The organism is Bradyrhizobium sp. ORS 278, assembly GCF_000026145.1.
Classification (GTDB): Bacteria; Pseudomonadota; Alphaproteobacteria; order Rhizobiales; family Xanthobacteraceae; genus Bradyrhizobium.
On record NC_009445.1, the window covers coordinates 2,340,231 to 2,366,176 of the forward strand.

11 protein-coding genes are annotated in these 25,946 nt (G+C 62.5%); 5 read left to right on the plus strand and 6 right to left on the minus strand.

Annotation, left to right across the window (positions count from 1 at the left end; genetic code table 11):
- Positions 1-16: 16 nt before the first annotated feature.
- From BRADO_RS10365 to BRADO_RS10385, 5 genes are all read right to left on the minus strand, one after another.
- Positions 17-976 carry a bifunctional 2-polyprenyl-6-hydroxyphenol methylase/3-demethylubiquinol 3-O-methyltransferase UbiG gene (locus tag BRADO_RS10365; RefSeq protein WP_011925270.1) on the minus strand — a complete coding sequence of 320 codons (960 nt, stop codon included), beginning with the start codon at positions 974-976 and terminating at the stop codon, positions 17-19.
- Positions 977-984: 8 nt separating this feature from the next.
- The gene (locus BRADO_RS10370) at positions 985-2,784 is read right to left on the minus strand and encodes a carbamoyltransferase C-terminal domain-containing protein (protein WP_011925271.1); all 1,800 of its coding nucleotides are present in this window, start codon (positions 2,782-2,784) and stop codon (positions 985-987) included.
- Between the two features lie 178 nt (positions 2,785-2,962).
- Positions 2,963-5,155: a glycosyl hydrolase family 28-related protein gene (locus BRADO_RS10375; RefSeq protein ID WP_011925272.1), complete on the minus strand. Its 2,193-nt coding sequence runs from the start codon at positions 5,153-5,155 to the stop codon at positions 2,963-2,965.
- A 22-nt stretch (positions 5,156-5,177) separates the two neighbouring features.
- Complete coding sequence (locus BRADO_RS10380) at positions 5,178-6,089, minus strand: glycosyltransferase family 2 protein (RefSeq protein WP_011925273.1); 912 nt, start codon at positions 6,087-6,089, stop codon at positions 5,178-5,180.
- Between the two features lie 66 nt (positions 6,090-6,155).
- Positions 6,156-6,836 (minus strand): peptidylprolyl isomerase, encoded by a 681-nt coding sequence (locus BRADO_RS10385; RefSeq protein ID WP_244423003.1) that lies wholly within the window; start codon positions 6,834-6,836, stop codon positions 6,156-6,158.
- Here BRADO_RS10385 and BRADO_RS35720 point away from each other — a divergent pair.
- The 4 genes from BRADO_RS35720 (at position 6,820) to BRADO_RS10400 (ending at position 23,580) form a co-directional block, all read left to right on the plus strand.
- Positions 6,820-7,089: a hypothetical protein gene (locus BRADO_RS35720; protein ID WP_244423004.1), complete on the plus strand. Its 270-nt coding sequence runs from the start codon at positions 6,820-6,822 to the stop codon at positions 7,087-7,089. The genes BRADO_RS10385 and BRADO_RS35720 overlap by 17 nt on opposite strands.
- Before the next feature lie 349 nt (positions 7,090-7,438).
- Positions 7,439-8,950: a substrate-binding domain-containing protein gene (locus BRADO_RS10390; protein WP_011925275.1), complete on the plus strand. Its 1,512-nt coding sequence runs from the start codon at positions 7,439-7,441 to the stop codon at positions 8,948-8,950.
- 277 nt (positions 8,951-9,227) lie between these two features.
- Positions 9,228-10,130: a hypothetical protein gene (locus BRADO_RS33280; protein WP_050780983.1), complete on the plus strand. Its 903-nt coding sequence runs from the start codon at positions 9,228-9,230 to the stop codon at positions 10,128-10,130.
- A 322-nt stretch (positions 10,131-10,452) separates the two neighbouring features.
- Positions 10,453-23,580, plus strand: coding sequence for a filamentous haemagglutinin family protein (locus tag BRADO_RS10400; protein WP_083794852.1), 13,128 nt, complete (start codon positions 10,453-10,455; stop codon positions 23,578-23,580).
- A gap of 51 nt (positions 23,581-23,631) precedes the next feature.
- Here the strand turns inward: BRADO_RS10400 and BRADO_RS10405 are convergent, their stop codons facing one another.
- Positions 23,632-23,937, minus strand: a complete 306-nt coding sequence (locus tag BRADO_RS10405; protein ID WP_011925277.1) for a hypothetical protein — start codon at positions 23,935-23,937, stop codon at positions 23,632-23,634.
- Between the two features lie 872 nt (positions 23,938-24,809).
- On the opposite strand from BRADO_RS10405, the gene BRADO_RS10415 reads away from it, so the two are divergent.
- Complete coding sequence (locus BRADO_RS10415) at positions 24,810-25,916, plus strand: polysaccharide biosynthesis/export family protein (RefSeq protein WP_011925278.1); 1,107 nt, start codon at positions 24,810-24,812, stop codon at positions 25,914-25,916.
- Positions 25,917-25,946: the final 30 nt, after the last annotated feature.

The window sequence follows — 25,946 nt, forward strand, 5'->3', positions numbered from 1 at the left end:
CATCGCCGGAATCGTTTCAGCTTTTTCGCATGTGCAGATACATCATCGCGCCGCCGAGATCACGCCGGTGCGCGAGACGGAACCACAACTGGTTGATCGCGAGACGAAGTGTAAAGAGGCGATACTTGCGTTGCGCGTCCTGCCTCTGGTCCGCTTCATAATCATAGACCACACCCCCTCGTCGTCCGGATGTCAGTCGGCAGAGCAGCGAGCGCGCCAGCATCTCCCAGGTGGTGAAGGAGCGGGTGTCGACCAGCCGCAGATCGGGACTGCGCGCCAACAATGCGGTGAGCGTTTGGGGCGAAAAGAAGCTGACATGCTCGTGCGGAATCCATTTTGGGAACCCTGCAGCCAGCGTCTGGACGGCAGCTGACGTGAAGTTGTCCGTTCCGACGATCAACGATCCTCCCGGCTTCAGGACAGGCAGGATCGACTGGATGAACTCGGCCGGTTCCGGGATGTGCTCGATCACTTCGAACAGCATGATGATATCGAACTGCTCCGAAGCTCGCAGCTCCATCAGTCCAGCCGCGACCTCGAGGCCAAGCGTATCACTGGCATACCGTCGCTGGGCTCGTGACAGCTCCACACCGAGGCAATGTTGCGCGCCGCGTTGGCGAAGACGTGCGAGGAGAAAGCCGAACCCCGCACCAATGTCGAGAGCGGCTTTGCCGCGAACGTCGACACCAAGGCTGTCCAGGACGCTCATATTGATGCTGGCGTTGACGCGCTGACCAGCAGCATGGCGAGCGTCATGATAGCCATCGACATAGAAGTCCGTGATCGCTTCGGGCGCCATCACATCTTGCGTAAACATGAACTCGCAGGCCTCGCATTTGACGATGCGAAACCCATCGAGACGAAGCGCCTCGGCCAGACGTGGACTTTTGCACAGCGGGCAAACGCTGCGGGTCCGTAGCACCGGCTGCAGAGCGGATTGGCGCGTGCTTCCTGCGCGCTCGAGCACATTGACCATGATGCGACCTATGAGGGCAGGGCGACCGAACTTTCCATGCACGCGTTGGCAAGCTCATGCAGATGCTCGCCCTTGACCAGCAGGTAGGGACCGAGACAGAGCGCATCGAGACCCGTGCGCATGAAGCAGTCGGCGGCCTGCTGGGGCGTGTCGACGATCGGCTCGTTTTCGTTGAAGCTGGTGTTCAGCACGATCGGTACGCCGGATAGCTGACCGAAACACTCGATGACGCTGTAGTAGAGCGGATTGGTGTCGCGATCGATGCTCTGCAACCGTCCCGTGCCGTCCACATGCGTGATCGCCGGCAGGCGGGGCCGCCATTCAGGCTTCAGCTTGACGACGTGCATCATGAATGGGCTGAAGACGTCCTGCTCGAAATAGGTCGTGACTGCCGAGCGCAATACCGAGGGCGCAAACGGCCGGAAGCTCTCGCGGCGCTTGATCTTGGCGTTGATGATGTCCTTCATGTCGGCCTTGGTGGGGTCGGCGAGGATCGATCGATTACCGAGTGCACGAGGACCCCATTCGGACCGGCCCTGATACCAGCCGACCACGAGTCCCGCATGGATCAGGCGCGCGACGGCCTGCGGTACCTGCACGAGAGGCAATTCCCGCATCGGCGCTCCCGTCGCCTCAGCGGCGCGCAGCATTGCAGCTTGCGAATGGTCCGGGCCCCAATAGGCATGCTGCATGTGGAAGCGCTCGCCGCCGCCGGCGACGTTATGCCACGTCCACAGCGCCGCGCCGACGGAGAGACCGTCGTCCGAGGAAGCCGGTTGCATGTAGGCCCGATCGAACGCGGTCTCACGCAGCAGCCGGGCGTTCATCACGCCGTTCAGTGCGCAGCCTCCCGCATAGGCGATCTGGCTAGTCGGCACCAAGTGTTGCAGCCGATTGAAGCAGTGCAGGGCGATTTCCTCGAACCGGACCTGGCACGAGCGAGCGATGTCCATGTCACGTTGCGACAGCGCCTCGGTGCGGCTGCGTGGCTCGCCGAACAGATCGCGCCAGCGGTCCGAATAGAGACGAAGCATCTTCATCCTGTTGTCGCCGTCGAGCTTGGCATCGTGTCCGCCGCGGTGCATGCCGAAGAAACCGTCGGCGAGGCTGAACCAGGCATCGTCATGCGTGACGACGAGCTTGCGCATCGCTTCGGCGAAACGATCCTCACCATAGGGGGCGAGGCCCATGACCTTGTATTCCTCGCCGAATTGATCAAACCCGATGAACTGGCAACAAGCCGTGTAGAAGAAGCCGAGGCTGGAGGGCAGTCGTACGCGATCGAGTACCTCGATGCGTGATCCTTCGCAGCGGGCGGCCATGGCGCTGACGAAGTCGCCGCTGCCGTCATAAGAAAATCCGGCGGTGAGGCCGTCGAATGGCGAGCAATAATAAGCGCTGGCGATGTGCGAGAGATGGTGCTCGACGTTCACGAGCCTCGCTTTCAATGCGTCCGGAGCGAGGCCGCAGGCCAGTGCCACCTGAGCCTCGACACCGAGGTCCGAGCGGGCGCGTCGGAAATGCTCGAACGCAGCCATACCGCCCGAAATCGGGTTCTGCAGGACATAGGAGATCTTGGCTGCGCGGTTCTGGCTGGTGTCGCGGGCGACTGCGATATAGTCGAGCTCCGCTGCCGAGATGCCCCCGATCGCCAGAACGGAACGGATCGCGTGCTCGGGAAAGGAAGGGTCGTGCTTGATCCTTTGGCCGAAGCGCTCTTCCATGACGGCGGCCACGACCCGTCCGTCCAGAATGAGAGCAGCGGACGCATCGGGATGATTGATGTTGAGCCCCAGAATCGCGCTCATGAACGATTTTCCAGATACCCGGTTGGCCACGCTACCGAAATGTAACAATATCGGAGGTGGCCAATATCATTGCATCATATCAGCCGCGTGACTGTCCGGCCGAGGAGGTAGGAGTCACACCTCCGCTCAGCGGCTGGATGGAGGTTGGCGGTCGATCCATCTCCGCAGAGCCGTCGCATCATTTCTGGATTCGTGGCGCAATGAGATTTCGGCGTGCAAGCCAGTCAGCCACGCCGCGGTCGACGGTCAGCCCGACGCGCGATGGCCCGATGGCGTTGCCTTCGACCACGACGTCGCGGATACCGGGGGAGGCTGTCGAAAATCCCTCGATTCTGATCTGGGCATCGTGGCGCATACGATTGTTTCGGATGATGACGCCGCGGACCAGCGGCGGGCGGCCCGCCCCGGTGGCGGTCTGATTGGCGCGCACGAAGATCATCGCTTCGTTCGAGAAGACATCTCGGTCGGGGCCCGCTCGATAGACATTTCCCTCATCGGTCTCATTATCGAGAATCTGCACGCGCCAGCATGCCTGTGGCTGGCCATAGGACAGGCCCACGACGGCGAAGCCGCTCGTGCGGTTGGAGCGATTGCCAGCGAAGATGTGGCCAAGGCCGGTGCCGAAGCATTGCGCGGAGACTCCGGTGTCTTCGAAGACGTTGTCAACGACCAAATAGTTCTCGTGGCCCTGAACGACGACGATCTCGGATGTTGCATCCAGCGGATACCGAAGGGGTTCGTCAAGATTCACGCTACCGCCAGGCGAGCCACGATGAAAGGATGCAATGTGGGCGTATTGTCCCTCGCCAGGGCCGTTCATGACCATTAGGAGTGCGCCGGTCCAATCGGCTGTTGCGCTGGAGGGCGATGCGTCATCCTGCAGCTCAATCAGGTTCGGAGCTTTGCTGAGGGCGTGACCATGATAGTACCCGCCGGGACCGTCCGATGTCGCCGCCTCGCGGTCCCAGCCATGAATGAACTTGAATGTATTGCCGCCGATGAAGATGTTCGCGGAACCGGTTGCAGAACGGGTCAAGGTCGTGATGCCTCCTCCCGTTGCCTGCAGATCCGCGCCGATGACGGTATTGCCTTCAAAGATGACCCGGCGCGATCCGCGCAGGGCGTAGTTGCCGTCGCGGCCGTTATACAGGACGTTGTGGGATATCACGGCGTCGCTGGCGCTGATCAGGTGGATGGAATTCCCGGTGCCGAGGATATCGCAATCGACGACTTCGAGCCGGTTGCCGGTCAAGCGGATGGTGTCAGGGCCTCCACCGGGAAACAGCTGCCGAAACTCGCGCATGCGTGCGATGGTCGTTTCCAGATCCTGTTGACCTCGGTAAGCCGAGGCGCGTATGCGCACGCGTCTGACGGCGATGTCGCCGGCATTCGAAACGATCGTGTCCCTGAACACGAAGCCGCCGCTGATTACGTGAAGATGGTTCGAGGCATAGATGGTGAGGTCCTCGATCGCAAAGCGGAACTGGCCCTGGATCAGCGAGGGAGGCGGAACGGGAAAGTCCGGCCAAACCAGATTGACGAGGTCGATGCCTTCGCCCTTCAACGTGACTCCGGGCGGGATGACGATAGTCTCCGACATCAAATAGCGACCGCGCGGGATATAGACCGTTCCCCCGCCGGACTCCGCCGCTGCGGCGAGCGCCGCGCGCATCGCGCGGGACGAGTCGGCGCGGCCGTCGCCATTGCCACCATAGGCCCGAATGTCGAACGACGGCGCTCGCTTCGGATCGAGGCTTCGTAAAGTGATGGAGCCTGCGTCCACCCCGTCCTGGTCTGCTCCGTCTCCGTTGAAAAGCCGGAGTTGGTAGCGTCCGTTTGGTACCGCCTCGGGCACACGGAAGGAGCCGCGCCACAGCCCGCCTTTCAGCAGCGACGTCGTGACGGTCGTGCCGCCTTCGTCCGCGATCATGAGCAGACGCGTACGCTCCGGCCGACGGACGATGTTTCGGCCGAAGATGTCGAGCCGCCCGCCCGGTGCGACTTCGCGGCCGAGGCTGCCTTGCGTCCAGTAAACCGTCGGCACATTGAGGCGGCCGTCGATCGTACCCGCAGGTGCATTGAGTGAGAAGCGATAGGTACCTTCGCCCAGATCCTTTGGGACAATGAATTTCAATGACGTCTTCTGCCTCTGCAGCAGTTCGAGCGCGAGCTCGGGACGAGCCGTCTGCTCGGCGGGCTGATCCGAGATGCTGCGGATGCTGGCTGATGTGATCTCGTCGAGGTCCGATCCTTCGACAATAACGGTGTCGTCCGGCCCGACGGGATCGTTGAACCAGAATATCATCGGCTGAGCGCTCAACGGGAATAACGTGATGAGCTGCAGAGCAACAACAGCCCCAAGATGTCGCATACCTGCGGCTCCGAATGCCTTGTCAGGGGTCGATCGCGAGACCGGTCAGGCGCCGCAACTCGCCGCGGATCGCTGCGGGATCCTTGAGACCGCGGATGGCAGCCTCGATCTCCGAGACCTTGGCGCCCACGAGAAAGCGGTACCAAAACCCCTGAAGCGTATGATACACGAGCCCTTCCTTGCCGTCGAGGAAGCCGAGCTGGAAGATCATGCGATAGAGGAAATAGGCAGTGGTGCTGATCGGGTATGGAATATTGTTGTAGATCGTCTCTTTGACCCAGCGTTTGATCGCTGCCTGTCGAGACCCTTCAGCGGGCAGGGCTGTGTCGCTCGGAAACAGACGGCGACGCTGGTTGATGACGTCGACAGCCTCTCGCGTCGCGTATTTGTTGTGCTTTTCGGTGAAGAAAGTGAGATCATTGAGGTTGTGGTCGGAGAACCCACCTTCGAATGTGACGGTGCGTCCGCCCCAGAGCAGCATGTGCTCATCCATCCAGCGATTCTCGATCCGTCCATGATCCCTGCGCCAGATTCGGAGAAGTATCAGCGGATATCGCCCGCCATGGCGGATCCACCTCCCCTGGAAGATATGTTTCCGTTTGAGATTGATACCGACGACATCCTCGGGAAGCCGCGGCAGCTCGGTCTTGATGCGGGCCGCGAGATCACCTTCGATGATTTCATCGGCATCGAGGCGCATCACCCATGCCGCAGTGATCGGCGCGTTGTCCAGGGCCCACTGGAACTGCCTGGCATAGTTGATGAACTTGTTCTGCAGCACGATTGCACCGGTTACCCTCGCAAGCTCGACGGTGCGATCGCTGGAGAAGCTGTCGATCACGAAGATCTCGGTCGCAATCTTTGCGACCGAAGCGAGCGCCCTGACAATGTGGCGCTCTTCGTTGTGCGTCAGGATGACGACGGCAAGCGTCATGTCGGATGCGTGTCCGCTAGATTGGGCAGGAGGATGCGATCGACCCGTCCAGGACCGACCTCTCGCTCACTTCTTGCTGGGCTGCGCCGTCGGCGCAATCGAAGCGCCTCCGTCAAAGCGTTCGATTTTGGCGGCAGCACGCGCCTTGTCGACCAGTTCGATCTGAGCTGTCGCCGAGACCATCGCCGCGACCCGCTCGCGCACCGTGTCGAATTCAGGTGGCCGTCGGGTGCGGCGATCCTCGAGCTTGATGATGTGCAGTCCAACGCCGGTCTTGATCAGCGGCGAAATGTCGCCATTTTTCATTTCGAAGGCTGCATCCGCGTATTCCTTGCTGAGCTCGGGTCGGATTCTCCAGCCGAAGTCGCCGCCGCGTGATTTCGTGACGGGATCATCCGAGGTTTCAGTGGCGACAGCCGCGAAGTCTTCGCCCTTCTTGAGCCGCTCGAGCGCAGCTTGGGCACGTGCCTCGATGGCTTTCCGTGCCGCATCGTCGGGAGCATCCTTCGTCAGGAACACGAGATGACGCAGGTGGACTTCGGTCTGCTCGCTCGCCGCCTTCAGGACCACGTCCTCATAGGCCTTGCGGACCGTCTCCTCGCTCACGGCGCGCTGGCCCACCTCGCGCAGGAGTTGCGTCATCAGTCCCTGATTGCGAGCGAAAGTCGTCCGGCGCGCGATGTCGGCTTCGTCGACGATCTTGCGTTCGCGGGCAATGTCGGACAGCAGGATGGTGTCGATCATCATCTTCAAAATCGTGTCGCGGCGTTCGATCCGGTCCTGCGTCGGCAGGTTGCGGCCGACGATCTCATCGACCATTGCAAGCTCGCTCTCATGGATCTCCGAGCCGTTCACCGTCGCGATGACCGGGTCGGCCGAGGCCTGCTCGGCGCGCGCGATTTCGGTCGCGCCGAGACTGGCGGCAAGGCAGGCAACGACGAAATGCGTGCGAATGGCGAGTGATCTGCGCATCATGAAGCTCGATACATCCATTTTATAACATCTCGCGTGCAGCGAGAGCCCCGCTCATCTCATGCTGATATGCCGTGCCAGAACTCCGACATGACGGTCGGTGTCATGCGCTGCGTCTTGGTCTTCAGCCCACGGCAGACGCGCGACGTCATACCGAAAGGACCTTGACGGCGTTGTGATCCGGCGACGACAGCTCGGTGACAGCTACGACCGCAGCTGAGTCCCGATGGAGCGCGTAAGCCGATACCACGATGATCCACAGAGATAACGTAACGTGTATCATAAGTCACAAAACAAAAACGAAAGGCTCACATAACTCGATTAGGTTGCCGCCGGGTTCGGTGGGAGCCGTACCCCGAAGCATGGAGAGAATCTAAATGCGCAACTTAAATGCTATTATCATGGGCTCGGCTGCGTTTGCGTGCGCCGCCGTTGCCTCGAACTCGGCACATGCCGGGTCGTACGCCTTCGGCGCCGGCGCGACGTTCCCCTCGATCGCTTATCGCCAGCTGATGGATTGTTTGTACAATCAGGTGCAGGGTAGCGCTGGATTGCCGGGACCGCTGGCCAAGGCGACGGCCTGCACCGGCTTCAATGGCAGCGGCTTTGGCGGCGGCATCCTCTATGCTCCGACCGGCTCGGGCAACGGCAAGCTGGTTCTGCGTACCAACGACAAGGCCAGCATCACGACGCCGTCGTCGTCGAACACCGTTCCCTACACCGACTCGACGATCGGTGTGAACACGATCAGCGACTATGATGGTGTGCAGTTCGCCGGCAGCGACGACGTCGCGACCGCGAGCGATATCGCCGCCTGGAACGCCGCCGGCAACCCGGCCAAGTTCGGCAACATGATCACGATCCCGGCGCTGGTCGGTCCGGTTGCGATCGGCTTCAACGGCAAGGACGGAGCGGGCGCTGCGCTCAACATTCTGCCTGCGACGCCGGCCGGCGGCAGCAGTGGCCTCAACCTGTCGCGCAACGCGCTGTGCGGCATTGTGTCCGGCCACATCACGAAGTGGAACAACCCGATCCTGACGGCGCTCAACGGCGGCGTGCTCGGCACCGGCAACATCACCTTCGTGCACCGCACCGACGGCAGCGGCACCACCTTCCTGTTCTCGAATGCGCTCGCCACCCAGTGCCAGTTCGAGATCGGCCCCAACAACGAGACCGACACGACCACGGTCTCCTACGCTCTGCCCTGGACCGACCGCTCGGGCGCATGCCCGCGTCCGGTCGCCCGCGGCGCCAACCAGCTGAACTGGCCGGATCAATTCACGACCGATCAGTGCGGCACCGTAATCTCCAACCCGGGCGGCGGCACGTTCGCTGGCGGATCTGGCAGCAGCGGCGTGGTTTCGGCCGTGACGTCCACCAATGGCGCCATGGGCTATGCCTCCGCGGATTTCTGGTTGCCAGTCAAGACCAATGGCTTGAAGACGGCGAACCTGCAGGCACAGTGGGATATCACGAACAATACCGGCAAGTTCCAGCCGCCAACGCCGGCGGGTGCTTCCAACGCCATGGCCTCGGCTGTTCCGCAGTTCTCGGCCGCGACCCGCACCAATCCGCTGGCCTGGAGCCTCCAGGGCGTCGTCCCGAACCCGGTGCTGCCCGACTCCTATCCGATCTCGGGCTTCACCTGGATTCACATGTACCAGTGCTACGCGAACCACGCCAACGGCAACAACGGCTTCATCTGGTTCCGCACCTGGCTGGACTATCTCTACGGCAGCAATAACGCCAAGGACATTCTTGAAGCCAACGGCTTTGCGAAGGTGCCGTCGGCGTGGCTGATCGAGACCTACACGCTGCTGAGCGACCCGGCCGTCGGTCCGGCTCAGACCGGCAATGGTGGCTGCGCCACGATCGCGGGTGCGTACTGATCGGAGGCAAGTCCTGACCTGATTGCTTCAGCTCAGACCTCGGTACGCCCGGCCGAATAGCCGGGCGTATTGTTTGTTGTGGTCCTTTGAGGCGTGGTGGGAAGCCCAGACGATCGCGGTGCCCGAGGTTGCGTGGTGTTTCCCTGTCATCCAAGCGGATGATGTGATCTGATATCTGTACGCCAACGCTTGACTGAACGGTACGACAAATGATCACGCGGGATGCCAAGCGGGTCAGGTCTATCTATGATCGACCGGAAAGAATGAGATCATGGCAATGCGGTGGGCCATCGCCTGCTCGATGACAGTCTTTGCCTTCAGCGTGACGGCGTGGGCGACCGCTCCTGCGATCGTTGACCCGCAGGACGATTTGTTCCAGCGATCGTCGAAACAGCCGGTGCCGGAGCAAGTCGAGCCGCGGCCATCGCTTCAAACGATCGCGCCGAGGCAGGTTGGTGGTCAGCCCGCTCAGATCGTGGCACCGAAAGCGGCGGAGCCATCGCTCCAGAACGTTGCGCCGATTGGGACATCTCAGATGGGCCCGGATCAGCCAGACGCGCTCGATCGGACGCAACCACCAGCCAATCCTCTCTGGAGCATTCCGCTTGCGCGGCTGACGGCGACACGGGATCGTCCGCTGTTTTCGGCCTCGCGCCGGCCGCGTGCAGCGCCGGTCGTCAAGCCACCGGTCGCGGTCGCGCCGCCGCCGGCGCCGGTCGAACGTGAAAAGCCGCCTTTGTCCCTGATCGGGACGGCGCTCAGCAGCGATGGCGAGCGGCTGGGGCTCTTCGTGAACACGGCAGACAAGAGCATCGTGCGCCTGAAGGCCGGCGAGAGCTACAATGGATGGGTGCTACGGGCCGTGCGCGCGCGCCAGGTCGAACTCGGAAAGGGTCTCGACAGCGCTTTGCTGGATCTTCCGCGCCCCGATTTGAAAGAGAACGCGATGCCGGTGGCATCAGGTATGGCTCCGATGAGAGTGATGCCTTCCATTCCCAACCAAACCATGACGTCGGTGCCGGCGGGCGGCGCTAATTCCTTCGCGCCGGGCAGGGCGCCTGGACTGGCAGCGGCGCTTCCCGCGCCTCCGGCAGGGGCAACTATCACGGTGCGGCCGCCTACGTTTGATGCCGCCCCCGCAGCTGCCCCGAATCCGTTTCGCAATGAACGTCTGCCCTGATCGCGTCTTCGTGCGTAGGTGCCTATCGGCCGACGCGCTGGGCTGGACTTTCGAACACTCAGATCAGACGACGTGTTGCCCCGGCCGGATCTTACGCTCGCATCGAGAGACATTCGCGCTGATCCAACTTCCAGTTTGCTGCGATCCGGATAGGGGGAGACATCCGGGTGGGGATGTAACCATGTTACATTATGATGCGTCGGCGACTCAAAAGTGACATATCACTGTCGGTAAACGAAAGGTAAACCGGTCAGAGCGTGCCGGTGCTCCGCACGCGCGGTCCATTTTGGACCGCTGGGGTGAGTTCGGAGTTGGTCGTCTCATGTTCGATCATGCAGTTCCACCGCGTCGAAGCCGAATTGGCAGGCTGGGGCCGATATTCCTGAGCGGCGTCAGTGTTCTCGTGCTGACGCTTCTCGACGCAGGGGCCGACGCTGCCAGTCTGAAGTCACTTTCCTCGGCAGTCGCGCCAACCGATGCGGCCCAACAGGCGGCCATTACAGCGGCGCAGCAGGCGGCGGCCGCCTCAGCCCAGGCTCAGACGTCGCTGGCACGGGCCAGCGCGGCTCTGGCGGGGATGCGTAAGCTGCAGCAGGACGCCGCGGCCGCCGCGCGGGGAAGCTCGACGGTCCCCAACGGGCTGACGCCGAACGGTCTGATGCCCTATGGCGGGACGAAGGACGACCCCCTCGCTGGCATCAAGCTCGATCCTGGCAAATGGGTTGGCGCCAACGGCCCGACGCAAACGACCACCGGATCGCAGACCACCATCGACATCCAGCAGACCCAGCAGAAGGCGCTGCTCTATTGGGATTCCTTCAACGTCGGGGCCAACACGACGGTGAATTTCCGACAGGCCAGCGCGGATTGGATCGCGTTCAACCGTGTCGCATCGATGGTTGCGCCAAGCAGCCTGCTGGCGAGCCGTATCGACGGCAACATCAACGCCAAGGGCGCCGTCTATGTCATCAATAGCAACGGCATCATCTTCGGCGCGGGCTCGCAGGTCAATGTCCACACGCTGATCGCCTCCTCGCTCGATATCGGTCCGCTCGGAAAGAGTCTCGGCGACCGCGACGACTATTTCAAGAACACGGGCATTGCCAATCTCAATTCATTCTCCTTCTACGATCCGGGTTCGGGTGGCGACAAGCTGTCGACCGCCGTGGCCGGCGACGTCGTCGTGGAGCGTGGCGCGAAGATCACTGCAAATTCCGCACCGGAGCTGCGCACCAGCACGACAGACAAGCAGGCCGATGCCGCCAACGCCGTCTCCGCGCTTGGTAAGGTGTTCCTGTTCGGCGCCAACGTCACAAACTCCGGCGCGATCGAGGCGCCCACAGGCCAGGTCGCGATGGTGTCCGCGCGAACGGTCGATCTCGTGCCGAACGGCTTTTCGGTTCTATCGAAAAACGTGCTCGGCACGGAGTCGACCACCGGGGCAGCGCTGCCATTCCGCGGGATCGAGTTCAGCGTTACGCCATTCTCATCCAAATATAATTCGTCGAGTGGCTACCCAGAGAGCTCCTATCTGACCGGCACGGGCGTGGTAACGCACGATGGTCTGATCAGCGCACCTGGCGGCATCGTGATGATGACCGGCAACTCGGTTGTGGTCGACAATCCGCGCGATGGCGCGGGCAATGCCCTGACCGATGGTGCCGGTCGAGCAATCCAGGGCGTGCTCTCAGCAGATACCGCCCTCGATTTCAACAGTTTCGTGATGCTCCGTGCGGCGACCAACGTCACGCTCAACGGCATCATTTCGAGCCTGCCCTATGATGACGGCGCATCACCGCTGCCGCAAGGCGGCGCGGCGGGCAGCTCGGTGCAGGCGTTCAAGCCGGCCTATGTCGAGATGACCGCGCAAACCGCGGTGACGGTCGGTTCGTCCGGTCTGATCTCGGCGCCGTCCGCCGAGGTGGCGCTGCGGGCCGTCAATTTCGCTACGGCGGATCGTCTCACCACAACCGGCATCGACTATCGACAGTTCAGTCCCGGTATCGCAAGTGCGGACACGACAAGTTCGACGCCATCTCTGCCGAGGACGATTCTACTCGCGCCGGGCGCCGTCGTCGACGTGGCCGGATTGAGCAATGTGACGCTGCCCGCGAGCTACAATTTCATCAGGTTCGCGCCACGCGCGGAATTTGCCGATATGCCGCTTCAGCGCGACGGCATCCTCTATGGCAAGGATCTGGTGATCGATATCCGGGACAAGGGCACCCGGAGCGACGGAACCAGCTGGGTCGGCACGCCAGTGGCCGACGCCAGCGGTTATGTCGCAAATGTCGGCCGCAGCATCTACCAGTCGATGACCGCCGGCGGCAAAGTCAGCCTGCAGACAGATCTGGGCGGCCAGGCTGGTCTGGTACAGACGGCCGGGTCCGTGATCAACGTCTCCGGCGGCAGCGTCAAGTTCGAGGCCGGATGGGTGCCGGCGACGCGGCTGCTTGGCGCCGATGGCCGCATCTACAGCATGGCCAAGGCCGACCCGAACATGACCTATGTCGGCATCTTCGGCCAGTTCACGGTCAATCACGCGCGCTGGGGGATCACCGAAACCTGGTCGCTGGGAACGCAGAGCTATTCGCCTGGCTATACGGACGGCCAGACGGCGGGGAGTGTGACGGTCTCGACCGCGATCCCGCAACTGCAGGGCACCATCTATTTCGGCTCGACGGCGGGTGAGCGGCAGATTGCCAATGCTGATTTTCCGTACCAGGGCGCGCTCACGCTGACGACGCCGTCCACGGTGCAGATTGGCGCGACAGCATCCGCGAACTACGTCACGGCGAGTGCCTACACCACGCTGCTTTCGCCAGAAACGCTGTCAGGCTACGGCTTGAGCAAGCTGTCGATCACCGCCAATGATCTCGTGGTGTCGCGCGGCAGCACCCTCAATCTTGCGCCGGGCGGCAGCTTCACGGTGGCGGCTGGTGGCGCGATCGATATCTCGGGGACGGTGTCGGCAGCGGGCGGCAGCATCGATCTGTCAACGGATCGCCCATCTGCCGCAACCTCGACGTCTTTCGGCGCCTTCTTCAAGAGTCCGACAGACAAGGCCGGGACCGCTATTTCAGCCAACATCTACGTCGAAGGCTCGCTCGACGTCAGCGGACGATTCGTCAACGATTCCGGCGGCGGCAATCGCACGGGTGCTGCCTATATCGACGGCGGTTCGATTTCGATCAGAACCAGTCTGGCGAGCAAGGGCGTTACTCAGGTCGACAAGACCGGGAGTATCATCCTGGCGCCGGGCAGCCTGCTCGACGTCTCCAGCGGCGGGTATGTGTCCGCGCAGGGCCGACCAAAGCAGGCTTCGTCAGGCACCTTGGCAGGAAAGGCGGGGAGCATCGCGCTCTCCACCTATCTGGGTACATGGAATTCCATCAGCGATCCGAAGGAACCGCTCCAGCCCACGTCCGGCACGCTGGGCACGATCCAACTCGACGGCTCGCTGCGGGGCTATGGTTTCGAGCGCAACGGCAGCCTGAGCCTGAGCAGCATCGACACGATCAGGATCGGCGGCGCGTTGCAAGCCGGCGAAATCTCTGGATTGAAGATCGGTGGCGTTGCATCCACGCTGCCGGTCGAGTTGCTGACCAATGGTGGCTTCGGATCCTACACCATCGCGTCTGTCACTGACGGCTGGACAGGCCCCGCGAACACTGGGGCGACGGCGCAGGTGATCGTCTCGGCCGGCGTCGGTCTGACCTTGCAGCAGCGCAACCTCGACAGCGCCGCAGACTACACCGGCGTTGCGACAGGCACCAAGCTTGGACAGGGCACGCCTGCACTGACTTTGCTACCGGGCGATCAGCGGCAAGCGACCAACCTAACCCTCCGGGCCGACAACATTCTCCTGGACAGCGGGTCGACTGTGATTGCCGATGCGAAGGCGAACGTCACGCTCGGTAACATCAATTACAAGCAGCGCTATACCGATTCGAAAGACGTGAGCACATTTAGCACGCCGCCGGCCAAAACTGTGGAGCTGCGCGGCGCCATTGTCAGTCATGGCGGCAACGTCTTCGTCAACGCTCTCAACACTCATCTCTCGTCCGGCGCGCAGATCGATGTTTCCGGCAGCTTCGTTGCAAATTCGTACTTTGGTCAGGTCAGCGGCCCCTTGACGAGCGGCAGCTATATTCGAGGCGGATCGTTCGAGGTTGAGGCCGGAGAATTGAAGCTCACGACCTTGGGCACGGCGACGGCCGGCAATCAGTACGATATCTGGGCCTATGCCGCTCCGTCCGGGGCGAATTACCTCGTGAGTGATGTCGGCGCCCAGGTCGACGTGTCCGGAGCGGCTGGCTCCGTGCAGGTCCGGGGAGCGCGCGGGACCACCGCGCCGTCGGTGTGGTCCTGGAGCGACGCGGGTACCGTCAAGGTCGACGTGACCGGCTATGCCTGGGGGGGCAGCTTTACGGCGGTCGGTGGCCGCTTCGTCGGCACCGACGGTCAGCTTCGCGGCGAGACGCGCGCGAACAACGGCACCGTCGTGCTCGGCGGCGGCGCGATCGTCCTGGCGCAGGACGCCGGAGAAACGCTCGCCGCACTGGGACGCTTCAACGCGGGTGGCGCGCCGGCCGCGCTGTACACGTCGGTCGACCAACTTACCGGCTTCGACAACGTTTATCTCTATGCCGGCGCCGGCCAGGGCGGCGCAGCGCGCGTGTTCACCGATTGGAGCGGAACCACCAATCTATATGGTTACAGCAAGCCGAGTTATTCTCAGCTGTCAATCTCCAGTAATCTGAACTGGAACGTTGCGAACCGGCTGCACATCGCCGCCGGTCAGATCACCACCAATGGCACGTTCGATACCAGATTGGTCGCGTCCTATGTCGAACTAACCGGCGGAGACGGAACGACAGCCAAGGGCGCCAACACGCTGACGATCAGCGCCAACACGATCGATGTCGAAGGTGCTGCGTTCAGTGGCTTCGGCCTGGTCAATCTGATGAGCTCGGGCGATATGCGCCTGAGCACGCCGAAGGTGGTCAATGGCGTGCCCGGCAGTACCGATGCCTCGAGCTTCGCTGGGAGCCTGAACTCGTCGGGCAACCTAAAGCTGTCGGCGCAGCGGATCTATCCGCTGTCGGCCGTGAACTTCACGATCAACACGCAAGGTGATGTGACCTTTGCCGCACCTGCCGGCAGCAGTACCCAGATTCCGCTTGCCGCCGGCGGCAGCATCAATGTCGTCGCCCAGACGGTGACGCAGGGCGGCAATCTGTTTGCGCCCCTCGGGCAAATCACCCTCGGACAGACGGGCACCACCCGTTCCGTGACGCTGGCCCCCGGCAGTCTGACGTCGGTCAGCCTCGCCGATACGGTCGTGCCGTTCGGCGCAACGCTGGACTCGAAGGGGTGGTACTACAATCTCAGCACGGCGACATTGACGGCACCGTCGGAAAAGGGTCTCAAGCTTGCCGGCGACGTCATCGCGGTGACCCGCGGTTCGACCATCGACGTTAGCGGCGGCGGTGATCTCCAGGCGGCCGAATGGGTGCAGGGTAAGGGCGGCTCGCGGGATACGCTCACGACGACGCCGCTCGGTCAGATCGTGTATGCGTTGGTTCCGTCGTCGAGCGCCGCTGTTGCGGCCTACGACATCCACTTCGCCACAGCGCGCAGCCTCGATAACGGCAAGACCGCCCTTGCGGGTGACACGACGCCTCTCGCCGGCGCCCAGATCACGGTCGACGGCGGCAACGGAATTCCGGCCGGCACCTACACGCTCTACCCCGCCCACTACGCAACGCTACCCGGCGCCTACCGAGTCGTCTCTTACGGCAGCAATCTCGGCCGCAACATTGCCAGCGGCACGGCGCTGCCCGATGGTACCGTGCTGGTGACCGGTAACACCACGCAGTCCACCGCGCCGGGCAAGCTGTCCTCGGGACAAGATCTTTTCGCAGTCCAGACCAATACAGTCTGGCGAAAATACAGCGAATACCAGTTCTCCCGGGCCAACAGCTACTTCACGCAGCAGGCGACCAAGAACAACATCGCGGTGCCGCCGCCGCTGCCAATGGATGCCGGCCGTTTACAGGTCTGGGCACAGACGAACATCGACCTGTCGGGATTGGCGCTGGCGGCGCCCGGGCGAGATGACAACGGCAACGTCGGCCGTGGGAGCGAACTCGATATCAGCACATCGCAGGCGATTGCGGTCGTTGGGCATGGACAGTACGCCGGGGGCGATGCGCCCGCCGGTTATCTGGCGCTCGATGCCAGCCAGCTCAACGCCTTCGGCTTCGAGAGTCTGCTGATCGGTGGCCAGCGCAGCTCGACCACGGGCGGCACACTGATCACGGCCACCGCATCCAAAGTGCTCGTCGACACGCACGGCGACATGTTCAGCACTCCGGAGATCATCCTCGTCGCGACCCCGAGCGCCGGCGCTTACCAGTCATTGACCGTCACGCCCGACACCGGTGCGAACATCCAGGTCCGCGAGACCACGCTGTCGCAGGACATGACCAGCGGCGAGGTCACCGTCGGCGCTGGCAGCGTCATCCAGGCCACCGGCATGGTCCATCCGGGGGCCGGCCGAAACTTCTATTTCGGCTCCCCCGCCGGCAACGTCACGGCCCAGGACGTAGCCGCGGCGCTGGGCGGCACGCTCGATGCGAGCGGCACCGCCATTACCGGCGTCGATCTCGGGCAACTCGGCTATGTGGTCAAGAATGCGGCCGGCGACACCGTCGCGACCAATCCAAGCACGCTGTCGGCCTCGGCGCTGGCGACGCTCAACCAATACCGCGCACAGGCCGGCGCGCTGTTCGTCGCCAGCGGCGACAGCAGTCTGAGCATCAAGACGGGGCCGAGCGCCACACCGCTCAGCGTGCAATTTGTCACCAGCAAGGGCGGCAACGTCGTGGGCACGGTGAGTGGAGCTGCGACCGCGGTTGCGGATCTCGGACGGGTGATCCTCGCGCCCGGTGCCAACATCACGGCCAAGGCGCTGACCATGCAGGGGTCGGCGTCGAAGCAGGCGATCGTGATCAACACCGCCGATCTGCATCTCGGGCAGCTCAACCTGGTCGGCCGCACCGTGGCGATCGGCTCACCGACGCCGGTCACCGACCGCAGCATCGCGCTCTACAACTATCAGTTTGCCGACGTCGGAGCGTTGGCGCTCAAATCGCTCTCGCGAGAGATCACGGTGTTCGGTGACTTCAACTCCGGTCAGTCGATCATCGATCTTTCGCTAGACGCCGGAGCGCTCGTGCGCGCCGACGGTACCGGAGACGCGACGATCTCCAGCCGCGGCACCTTGACCCTATCAAATTCCGGAGCTGCCAGCACGACGCCGGCTGCCGCGATAAATGCGGGAACGCTGGGTCTCAATGCCAAGACACTGGTCCTCGCCGGCGGCGGAACTCAAAATCAGATCGGCTACTCCGCCGTGAACATCTCCACTCTCGATCGCGTGATCATCACCGGTCCCGGAACGCTCGATCTCGGCGCGGCCAATCTCACTGTTGGAACGACCGGCATCCTGGTGAATGCGGCTACCGGCGCCAACAGCAAGTCCTATGCGATCACTACGGCCGGCGCGGTCGACATCACCAACAGCTTCACGCGCGACGGCATTGCGGATCGGCCGGCCGACAGCGCCGAGACCGGCGGCAGCCTGGCGCTGACTGGATCGAGCATCACGGTCGGCAGCACCATCCAGGCGCAGGGCGGCAGCATAGCATTGACGGCCACGGCCGGCGATGTCGTGCTGAAGCCCCGGGCCTATCTGGCGGCAGGAGGCTATGGCAGCCAGATCCGCGACGTGACGACCTACATCGCCGGCGGCAAGGTGGCGCTCACCGCCAACGCCGGCAACGTCGTCAGCGATACGCTCAGCGTGATCGATGTCGCCCAGCCCGCCGGCGGCCTGGGCTATGGCGGCGAGATCAAGGTCACCGCGCTGAACGGTCAGGCCGCGCTGAGCGGACTGCTGCGTGGCGAAGGCGGTCCGGGCCATGGCGGCTCATTCAAGCTCGATACCAAGGGTGCCGTCGATCTGACAGCTCTCGCCGATCAGTTGCTGACCGGCAGCGTGACCGGCGCGATCGACATCCATACGCGGACAGCGAACCTCGAGCTTGCCCAGTACCACACCCTGAAGGCCAACAAGGTCGCGCTGACCGCCGATGATCCGACCTGGGACCCGAGCGCGGGCAGGCAGTTCGGTCAGATCATCGTCAGGGGCACGATCGACGCGCGCGGCTATGACGGCGAGACGACCGATGGAATCGGGCAGGCGGGCGGGCAGGTCGGACTGTTCGCCGCCAATTCGGTACTGCTCGCCAGCACGGGCAAGATCGACGCCTCGACCAGTCACGCCGACGAACGCGGCGGCGACGTGGTCGTCGGCATCGCATGGGACGCCAAGTCGAAGATCTATCTGCAGACCTTCACCGAGGTCAACGTCTCCGGCGGTATCAAGGGCGGCCTCAGCGGCGGCACGGTCACCTTCCGCGCTCCGCGCGACGGCAATGGCGATATGAAGATCGCGCAACTCTACGCTGGCAGCGATATCGAAACACCGGCCATCGGCGGCACGATCGATGGCCGCAACAGCCTGATCATCAAGGGCGCGCGGGCGACGAGCTTCGATGCCTATGTTGCGATCGATACCGGCTCGAGCAATCAGGGCCTCAATGGCGCAAGCATGGGATGGGACGGAATTATGGATCCCGCCGGCTGGTTCGACCCGACCGGCAAGCCCGCTGTCAGTGGTAGATGGATCAACGTGACGGGATGGGATGCCTCCGCCGCGACCTATACGATTCGTACTGGATTCACATCACTACCAACCTCGGCGACGATCATCGACTCGACGGGGCAGGGTACGGGAGCGACGCTGACGAATTTCATGATGGGCGTCTATAACTTCTTACCTGTCGCCACCTCCGGTTTTCCTCCCAATGCGAATTTGACCATGACATTCCAGCCGCCGGCGGGGGCAAATGGGGTGGCCGGGACCGCGACCGTGAGCACAGACGCAAGCGGCGTTCTCATACCGAGCTCGTTTAAGCTCATCTCTCCTGGCCAGGGCTACACGGCGCCTCCCGCTTACGCCATGGTCAACGGCGTGCAAGTCCTGCCAGGCAAGTTTTTTGGCAATGTGGTGTCGACCCTTCAGGTTGTTTCCGCGCAGATCTCTGGAACTGCCAAGGGCTACTCCATAACTTCCAATCTTACAGGAACGATTTCAGGCGGCGGAGGGACGGCCACAGTCACCTTCAAGTTGAGAAATAACTTCTTCTCCGGACGCAGTTTGGCCGACGGCACTTTCGTTCCCGATACAGCCTACATTCCCGTCGTAGAGAGCGGCGTGTTTGGCTTCGATCCCACCAAGCAGAACACGGCCGGCGTGGCGTCCTTCAGCGGCGACGGTCCGCACCGTACCTTCTTCGAATCGACCCTGACTCAGATCACTCAGGGGACCTGGACGTTCAACGGCAAAGACTACGGCTTCAGCGGCCTGTTCAATCGGCTTCAGCCGCTGGTCGGCCAGTTCGGCTCTGGCGTCGTGCACGTCCAGCCCGGCGTCGAACTCGTGAACTCAAGCGCCGCCATCAATGGTGGCGACATCACGGTCAAAACCAATCTCAATCTGGCTTCGGGTACGGTGATTGATCCCGCCACCGGAAAGGCGCCGACGGTGTTCGATCCGAGTTCGAGCTACGTCAATTTCAACTACCGGCTCGCAACGCCCTCCTGGGGCAACGTCGAGGCCGGTGATCTGACGATGCGCACGGCCGGCAATATCAACGTCGCGGCGTCGATCTCCGATGGCTTCTTCCAATTCGGAAACTATCTGGATCCGACTTACGTCGCGAACGTCAGGAGTTATCTGCCGGATGCGGCAGCTGACAGAAGTGGGAATGGACGAACGCTCGATAGGACAGCCGACTTTGGGTTCTTTACCTACTACCTCAACACATATGATCCGAATAATCTGAAATCCGTTCTGAATGCACCTTATCAGAACGCGGGGAACGTCATCAGCCCGTCTTCGGCAGATCTTGCGGTGTCGGATGTTTTCCCGCGGGCGATGCGCGTCTGTCTGACGGGGTGTGGAACCGGAGCGCCCATCGTCACTACTGTGACGACGCCCGCATCCTGGTCTTACACGATGACCGCTGGCGCCGAGCTTGCGAGCGCCAGCCGCACCGCGCGAGTGCAGCTGTCCGACAGCACCACAAAGGGTGATGTCGTCGTCAGTGGTCACAGCACATATAGCCAACCACTGGTCAGAGACACCGACTCATATTTGGCCACGGCGCAAAGTTCCGTATCCGTTAACCTGACGACAATGTTGCGTACCGGTACCGGCGCGATCACCGTGGCTGCGGCGCGAGACGTGATAATGGCCGACACCGTGGCGCCGGGCGTGATCTATACTGCCGGCGTCAATACAACCTTGCCGGACGCCGGCTACTCGATCCAGACGATCAACGGTGTCTCCCGGATCGTGGCCGTCAATGCCGACGGCTTCTACGAGCCGCGGGTGCTCGGCTATGGCAACTATGCCGCCTATAGAGGTATCACCGCCTATTTCGGTCCACCGACCGCGGCGGCATTCCCTGAGTCTGGCGGCGACGTCGCGATCGATGCGCAGCGCGATATCAAGGGCAATGTGAGTACGGCAAACAAGGCGCCGCAATATTATTCGTCGTGGCTGCTGTCGGACAGTGAGCTGCCGCAGGCCACGACCGACGCGCTCGGGCAGGGCGTGTTCGTTCCGTCTGCGACCAAGATCGCCTCCCAGACGGCCTGGTGGATCCAGTATGGCAGCTTCCAGCAGGGCTTCCTCAGTGCTGGCGGCAATGTCACGGCCAAGGCCGGCCGCGACATGGTCGATGTCTCGATCTCCCTGCCGACCACTGGCAGGGTCAGCGGCGGCCTGTCTAGCGCCAGCACGCCGGTCACGCATCTCTACGGCAGCGGCAACATGGTGGTCCGCTCCGGCCGAGACATTCTCGGCGGCTCATTCTACGAAGGCTCAGGGCACGCCAGCATCTTGGCCGACGGCAATGTGGGCAAGAACGAGAACGGCGCGGTGTTGAGGTTCGCAGAGAGCGCGCTGCCTAGGGAGGACGTGCCCCTCCTGGCGGTCGATACCGGCCAGATCGCGATGGCAGCAGGTGGCTCGCTGTCCATGGCAGGCGTCATCAATCCGGCGAGCTTGCACGCTCAAAATCCCAGCCGCTTTAACCCGTTCGAGACCGGGGCGAACCTGAACTCTCCGCTGCGCATGGACACCTACGGTCAGGACAGCAAGGTGGCGCTGGTGGCCGAGAGAGGCGATCTGACGATCTCGATCGCGCCGACAACGATCACGGACAAATCGAAAGCGAACTTCACAATCAACGATGCACCATCGTTGTATCCTGCCAGTTTTGAAGCCGCCGCGCTCAACGGCAATCTCGTGACGACCGGACTCGATCTACCTCGAGATCCGAAGACGAATGCAACTCTCGGGAGCGTCAATTCCCCGGGCATTGTGCTCAGCCCCTCTGAGCACGGCACGTTCTCGCTGCTGGCGCGCGGCGGCATTGATCTGACCTTCGGCTACCGGACGGCAGATCTCGCCCCGACGGCCAATAATCCGCCATTCCTGCCGGTGTTCTCGGCCGGTTCAGCCTTACTCGAGACCGCGTTCGATCCGTTCCAGCCCAACAGCGGCTTCAACGGGTCGTCCAGCCGGGCGCTGCTGGCGCATGCCGACGATGTCGAACTCGGTATCGATGCGACCGCTCGCATCTATGCCACGACCGGCGACATCAAGGCTGTGGGTGGCTTCAAGCTCGGTGTGGTGGGCAACGGCGCTGTGAGAGACTATCAGCGCATTCAGATCAACCGTCCAGCCAGCATCTATGCCGGCCGCGACATCGTCGATCTCAACATCATCATCCAGAATATCAAGCCGAGCGACGTCAGCGTCATTCAGGCCGGCCGCAACATCACCTATACCGGCACCAGCAATGCCGGCGCTCTGCAAATTGCAGGCCCCGGCTATCTGGTGGTTCAGGCGGGCGGCGACATCGGTCCATTCCTGCCGCTTGCCTATGACAACGCAGTCGCGGCGCCGGTTCAGGAAGGTATCGCATCGGTCGGAATCGCCAGTCCGCGTGTGGTCGGCGACATTTACTATTCCAAATATTCGGTCGGCATCTACAATCAGACCCTGTTCGGTCCGTTCGACCGTCCGCGCCGCAATACACAGCTCACGGAGGTCGCCGGCACCCGCGAGGGCGCCAGCATCAACGTTCTGTTCGGCACCAAATTCGGTGTCGACTATGACGCTGTTCTCAGGACCTATGTCGACCCGGCCAACGCTGCCTCCGTCGACCATAACTACATGCCCGAGTTGCGCGCGTTCATGACCAAGGTCGGCGAGGGCGCGAACGGCGACGACATGTCGGTGCTTGCGGCACTCAAGACGCTGCCCGCCGACTTGCAGCACGTATTCGTCCAGCAGGTGTTCTTCGCAGAGTTGAAGGCGGTGGCACTTGCCAACCAGGACAGCAAGTCGCAGCAGAACCAGCGCGGCTACAAGATGGTCGAGACCATGTTCCCGGCTGCATTGGGCTACACCGAGAACGCCCTGACGGGAGCAAGCGGAGCCAGCACCCTGGTCAAGACCGGCGACCTGGACGTACTGCATTCCACCATTCAGACACGGTTCGGCGGCGACATCTCGATCTTCGGCCCTGGCGGCACGATCACCGTCGGATCGCTCGCGCAGGAGACGAACCCGATACTGCGGCTTCGTGATCTCGGCATCATGACCCTCGGCGGCGGCGCCATCAACACCTTCACCGATCAGAGCGTACTGGTGAATTCCAGTCGCGTGCTAACGACGCAGGGCGGTGACGTCTTCATGTGGAGCTCGAACGGCAATCTGGACGCCGGCCGTGGCTCCAAGACGATCGTGTCGGCGCCGGCAATCCAGCTCGTCTACGACCAGAACGCCTTCCCCAGCATCGATCCCGGCGGCTATGTCACCGGGTCGGGCATCGGCACGCTGCAAGCGTCCGAGTCCGCGGCGCCGTCCAGTCTTTACCTCTTGGCGCCGAGGGGCGTGATCGATTTCGGCACGGCCGGCGTTCGATCATCGGGCAATGCCGTCATCGTAGCCCCGGTGATCGCCAACGCCAGCAACTTTCAGGTCTCGGGTAGCACCACCGGTATCCCCACAGTGACCGTTCCCAACATTGCCGCACAGACCTCTGCGGGCAATACGGGTGCGGCAGCCGGCAAGAGCGCTGAGCCTGCGACAGCGACGGGCGCTCGCGAGCAGGCCTCGGTCTTCCTAGTGGAAGTGGTCGGTTACGGCGGCGGCGCACCAGAGGGAGCGACCCCGCCAGCCTCCTCGCCGCGCGAGAGCAAGAAGAATGAGCGCGACGACGGTAGCAAAAAAGAGCCCTGAGACAGGTGCGACCGACCAGGCCGAGCGCGCATGGCGTGACCGTTTGCCGCGCTATCCGCTGATGCGGTTGATCCGGCCAATGGGATCGCGGCCGTCCAGAGCGCCATCGCTCCTTGCCATCCGGGCCTGCACGATACGCAGATCATGGGCGCATGCAGCAAGTTCGTCGTCGAGACGACGCTCAAAGATGGCATCGAGGAAAACGTCAGTCAGTGCCTTGGTAAGCTTGACACGTGTCATGCCATCACGGCTCTGGCGGCGGTCGAGGTGCATGGCTAGCGCGGTGCTGCGCGCAGCCTCCGGTCTGCAATCAACGAGTGCAGCGAATTCGTCGTATGTGAGCCAGATCTGCGGCACGCGGCGGTAGCTCCGAACTGATTTATCGTATTCTCCGCCGTAAACGTAACTTCCGATTTAATGGTGGTCACAGCAACGATAAGAAACTTAGCTAAACGTTCCGTAATGTAACGATGGTTTTGGGCGGGGCGCAAAACCTGGCTGAAGCCTGCAATCGGCCGGGGGGCTGAGCGATGTGCGCGTCGAGCTATAGTGACCTGCAGAAGCGGGGGCGGACGTCGAAGCCGACCGCCAAATTGTATGACTTTCTGACGAGACAGGCTGCCAATAATCGTCTGCTGCGCATTCGCCAATTGAAGCGTGAGAACGCTCTCCTCAGCCGCGAATTGCTGACCATCAGGGCCGAAATCGAACGTTTGCAGGACGCCTGCAGGAACGGACGGGCCGCCGGCATCTGTTCGGATTCAGATCGCTCGTTGCGCCGGGCTCGCTGACTGACGGATAAGTTGGGAAAGCGCCGGAGCGTCGTAGAATTTGCCCTGAGGTGTCGGTCATGGCGCAAGCGGGACGACGATGATGCTATCGAACGAGCGCGTTCGGTCGATCTGGTGCAGCTGCTGCGAATTTGTCGCCCGTTCGTCACAGATGGCGTAGCCATGTCAGCTTTCGTTGCGTCAGAGCTGCAGCCACGCATCTCGGATTACGCCGCCGGTCTCGTCCATCTTTGATTTCGGAAGTTGCTCAGTCCAGCCGTCTATGAATCGAGATGACTGCTGGTTCGATCTGTAGATCGGGACTGAGACGTGCGACATGAGTATCCGGAATTTCGTGAGCGTCGTCGTGGGCTTCGCGCGATGCGCTTGAGATCAGTTTCCGCGCTAGCCGCGTCGCTTCTCGCGTCCGTGATGCTCGCTGGATGCGGTTTCATCCCGATGGCAGGGCCCGCCAGCACGGACATTCAATCCGAGAACAGCACAGCTCTGCCGTTCGCCGTGGTCAGGCTCGACAGCCGAGTTCTGCAGATCCTCGAAAAGTCGGAGCCGAGGCACCTGCCGATGGCATTCGCCGATAGCCGGCCGCCGTCGAGCATCCGCTTCGGAATCGGCGATATCGTGAGCGTCACGATCTTCGAGGCCACCGCCGGTGGCTTATATATTCCGCTCGAGGCGGGCGTACGTCCGGGGAATTTCGTCACGATCCCTGATCAAGCCGTCGATAACGACGGCAACATCAGTGTTCCCTATGCCGGGGTGATCCGTGCCGCGGGGCGTACCAACGTCCAGATCCAGGAAGACATCCTCAGCCGCATCAAGCGGCGGGCGATCGATCCTCAAGTCGTGGTCACTTCCAGCCAGCAGAGATCGTCGCTGGTCAGCGTCTTCGGCGAGGTCAGAACGCCCGTGCGCTTCCCGATGCCGGCGGCCGGCGCCCAGGATCGACTGACTGACGCGATCACACGCGCCGGCGGCATCAGCGGTCCGGGCTGGGAGACCTGGGTTGTGCTCGAGCGCGGCGGCAAGCGCGCGACCGTGCCGTTCGGTAACCTCGTCTATTATCCTTCCAACAACATCTTTGTTCAGCCTGGCGATCGGATCTATCTGTATCGCGAGCCGATCAAGTTTCTCGCCTTCGGGGCGACCGGCGCGCAGGGAGAGTTTCCGTTCGACGCCTGGCGGATCAATCTGGCCCAAGCCGTCGGCAAGGCAGGCGGGCTGCTCGACGTGCAGGCCGATCCCGGGTCCATCTTCCTGTACAGGCGGGAGACACGCGAGGTGGCGGAACGGCTCGGTGTGAACTGCAGCAACGTCGACGGCGACCAGGTGCCGATCGTGATCAGGGTGAGCTTCCAGGATCCATCAGGCTACTTCCTGGCGACCAAGTTGCAGATGCGTCCGTTCGATCTGCTCTACGTCGCCAACGCGCCTCAGGTCGACGTGACCAAGGTGCTCAGCTTCATCAATTCGGTGGCGGTCACGGCAGAGAACGGCATAACCGTTGCCAACGACTTCTACGTCGCTCGCGCCAACAGCCGGCTCTGACCGATGATTGAGATGGTCTCGCTGGAATTC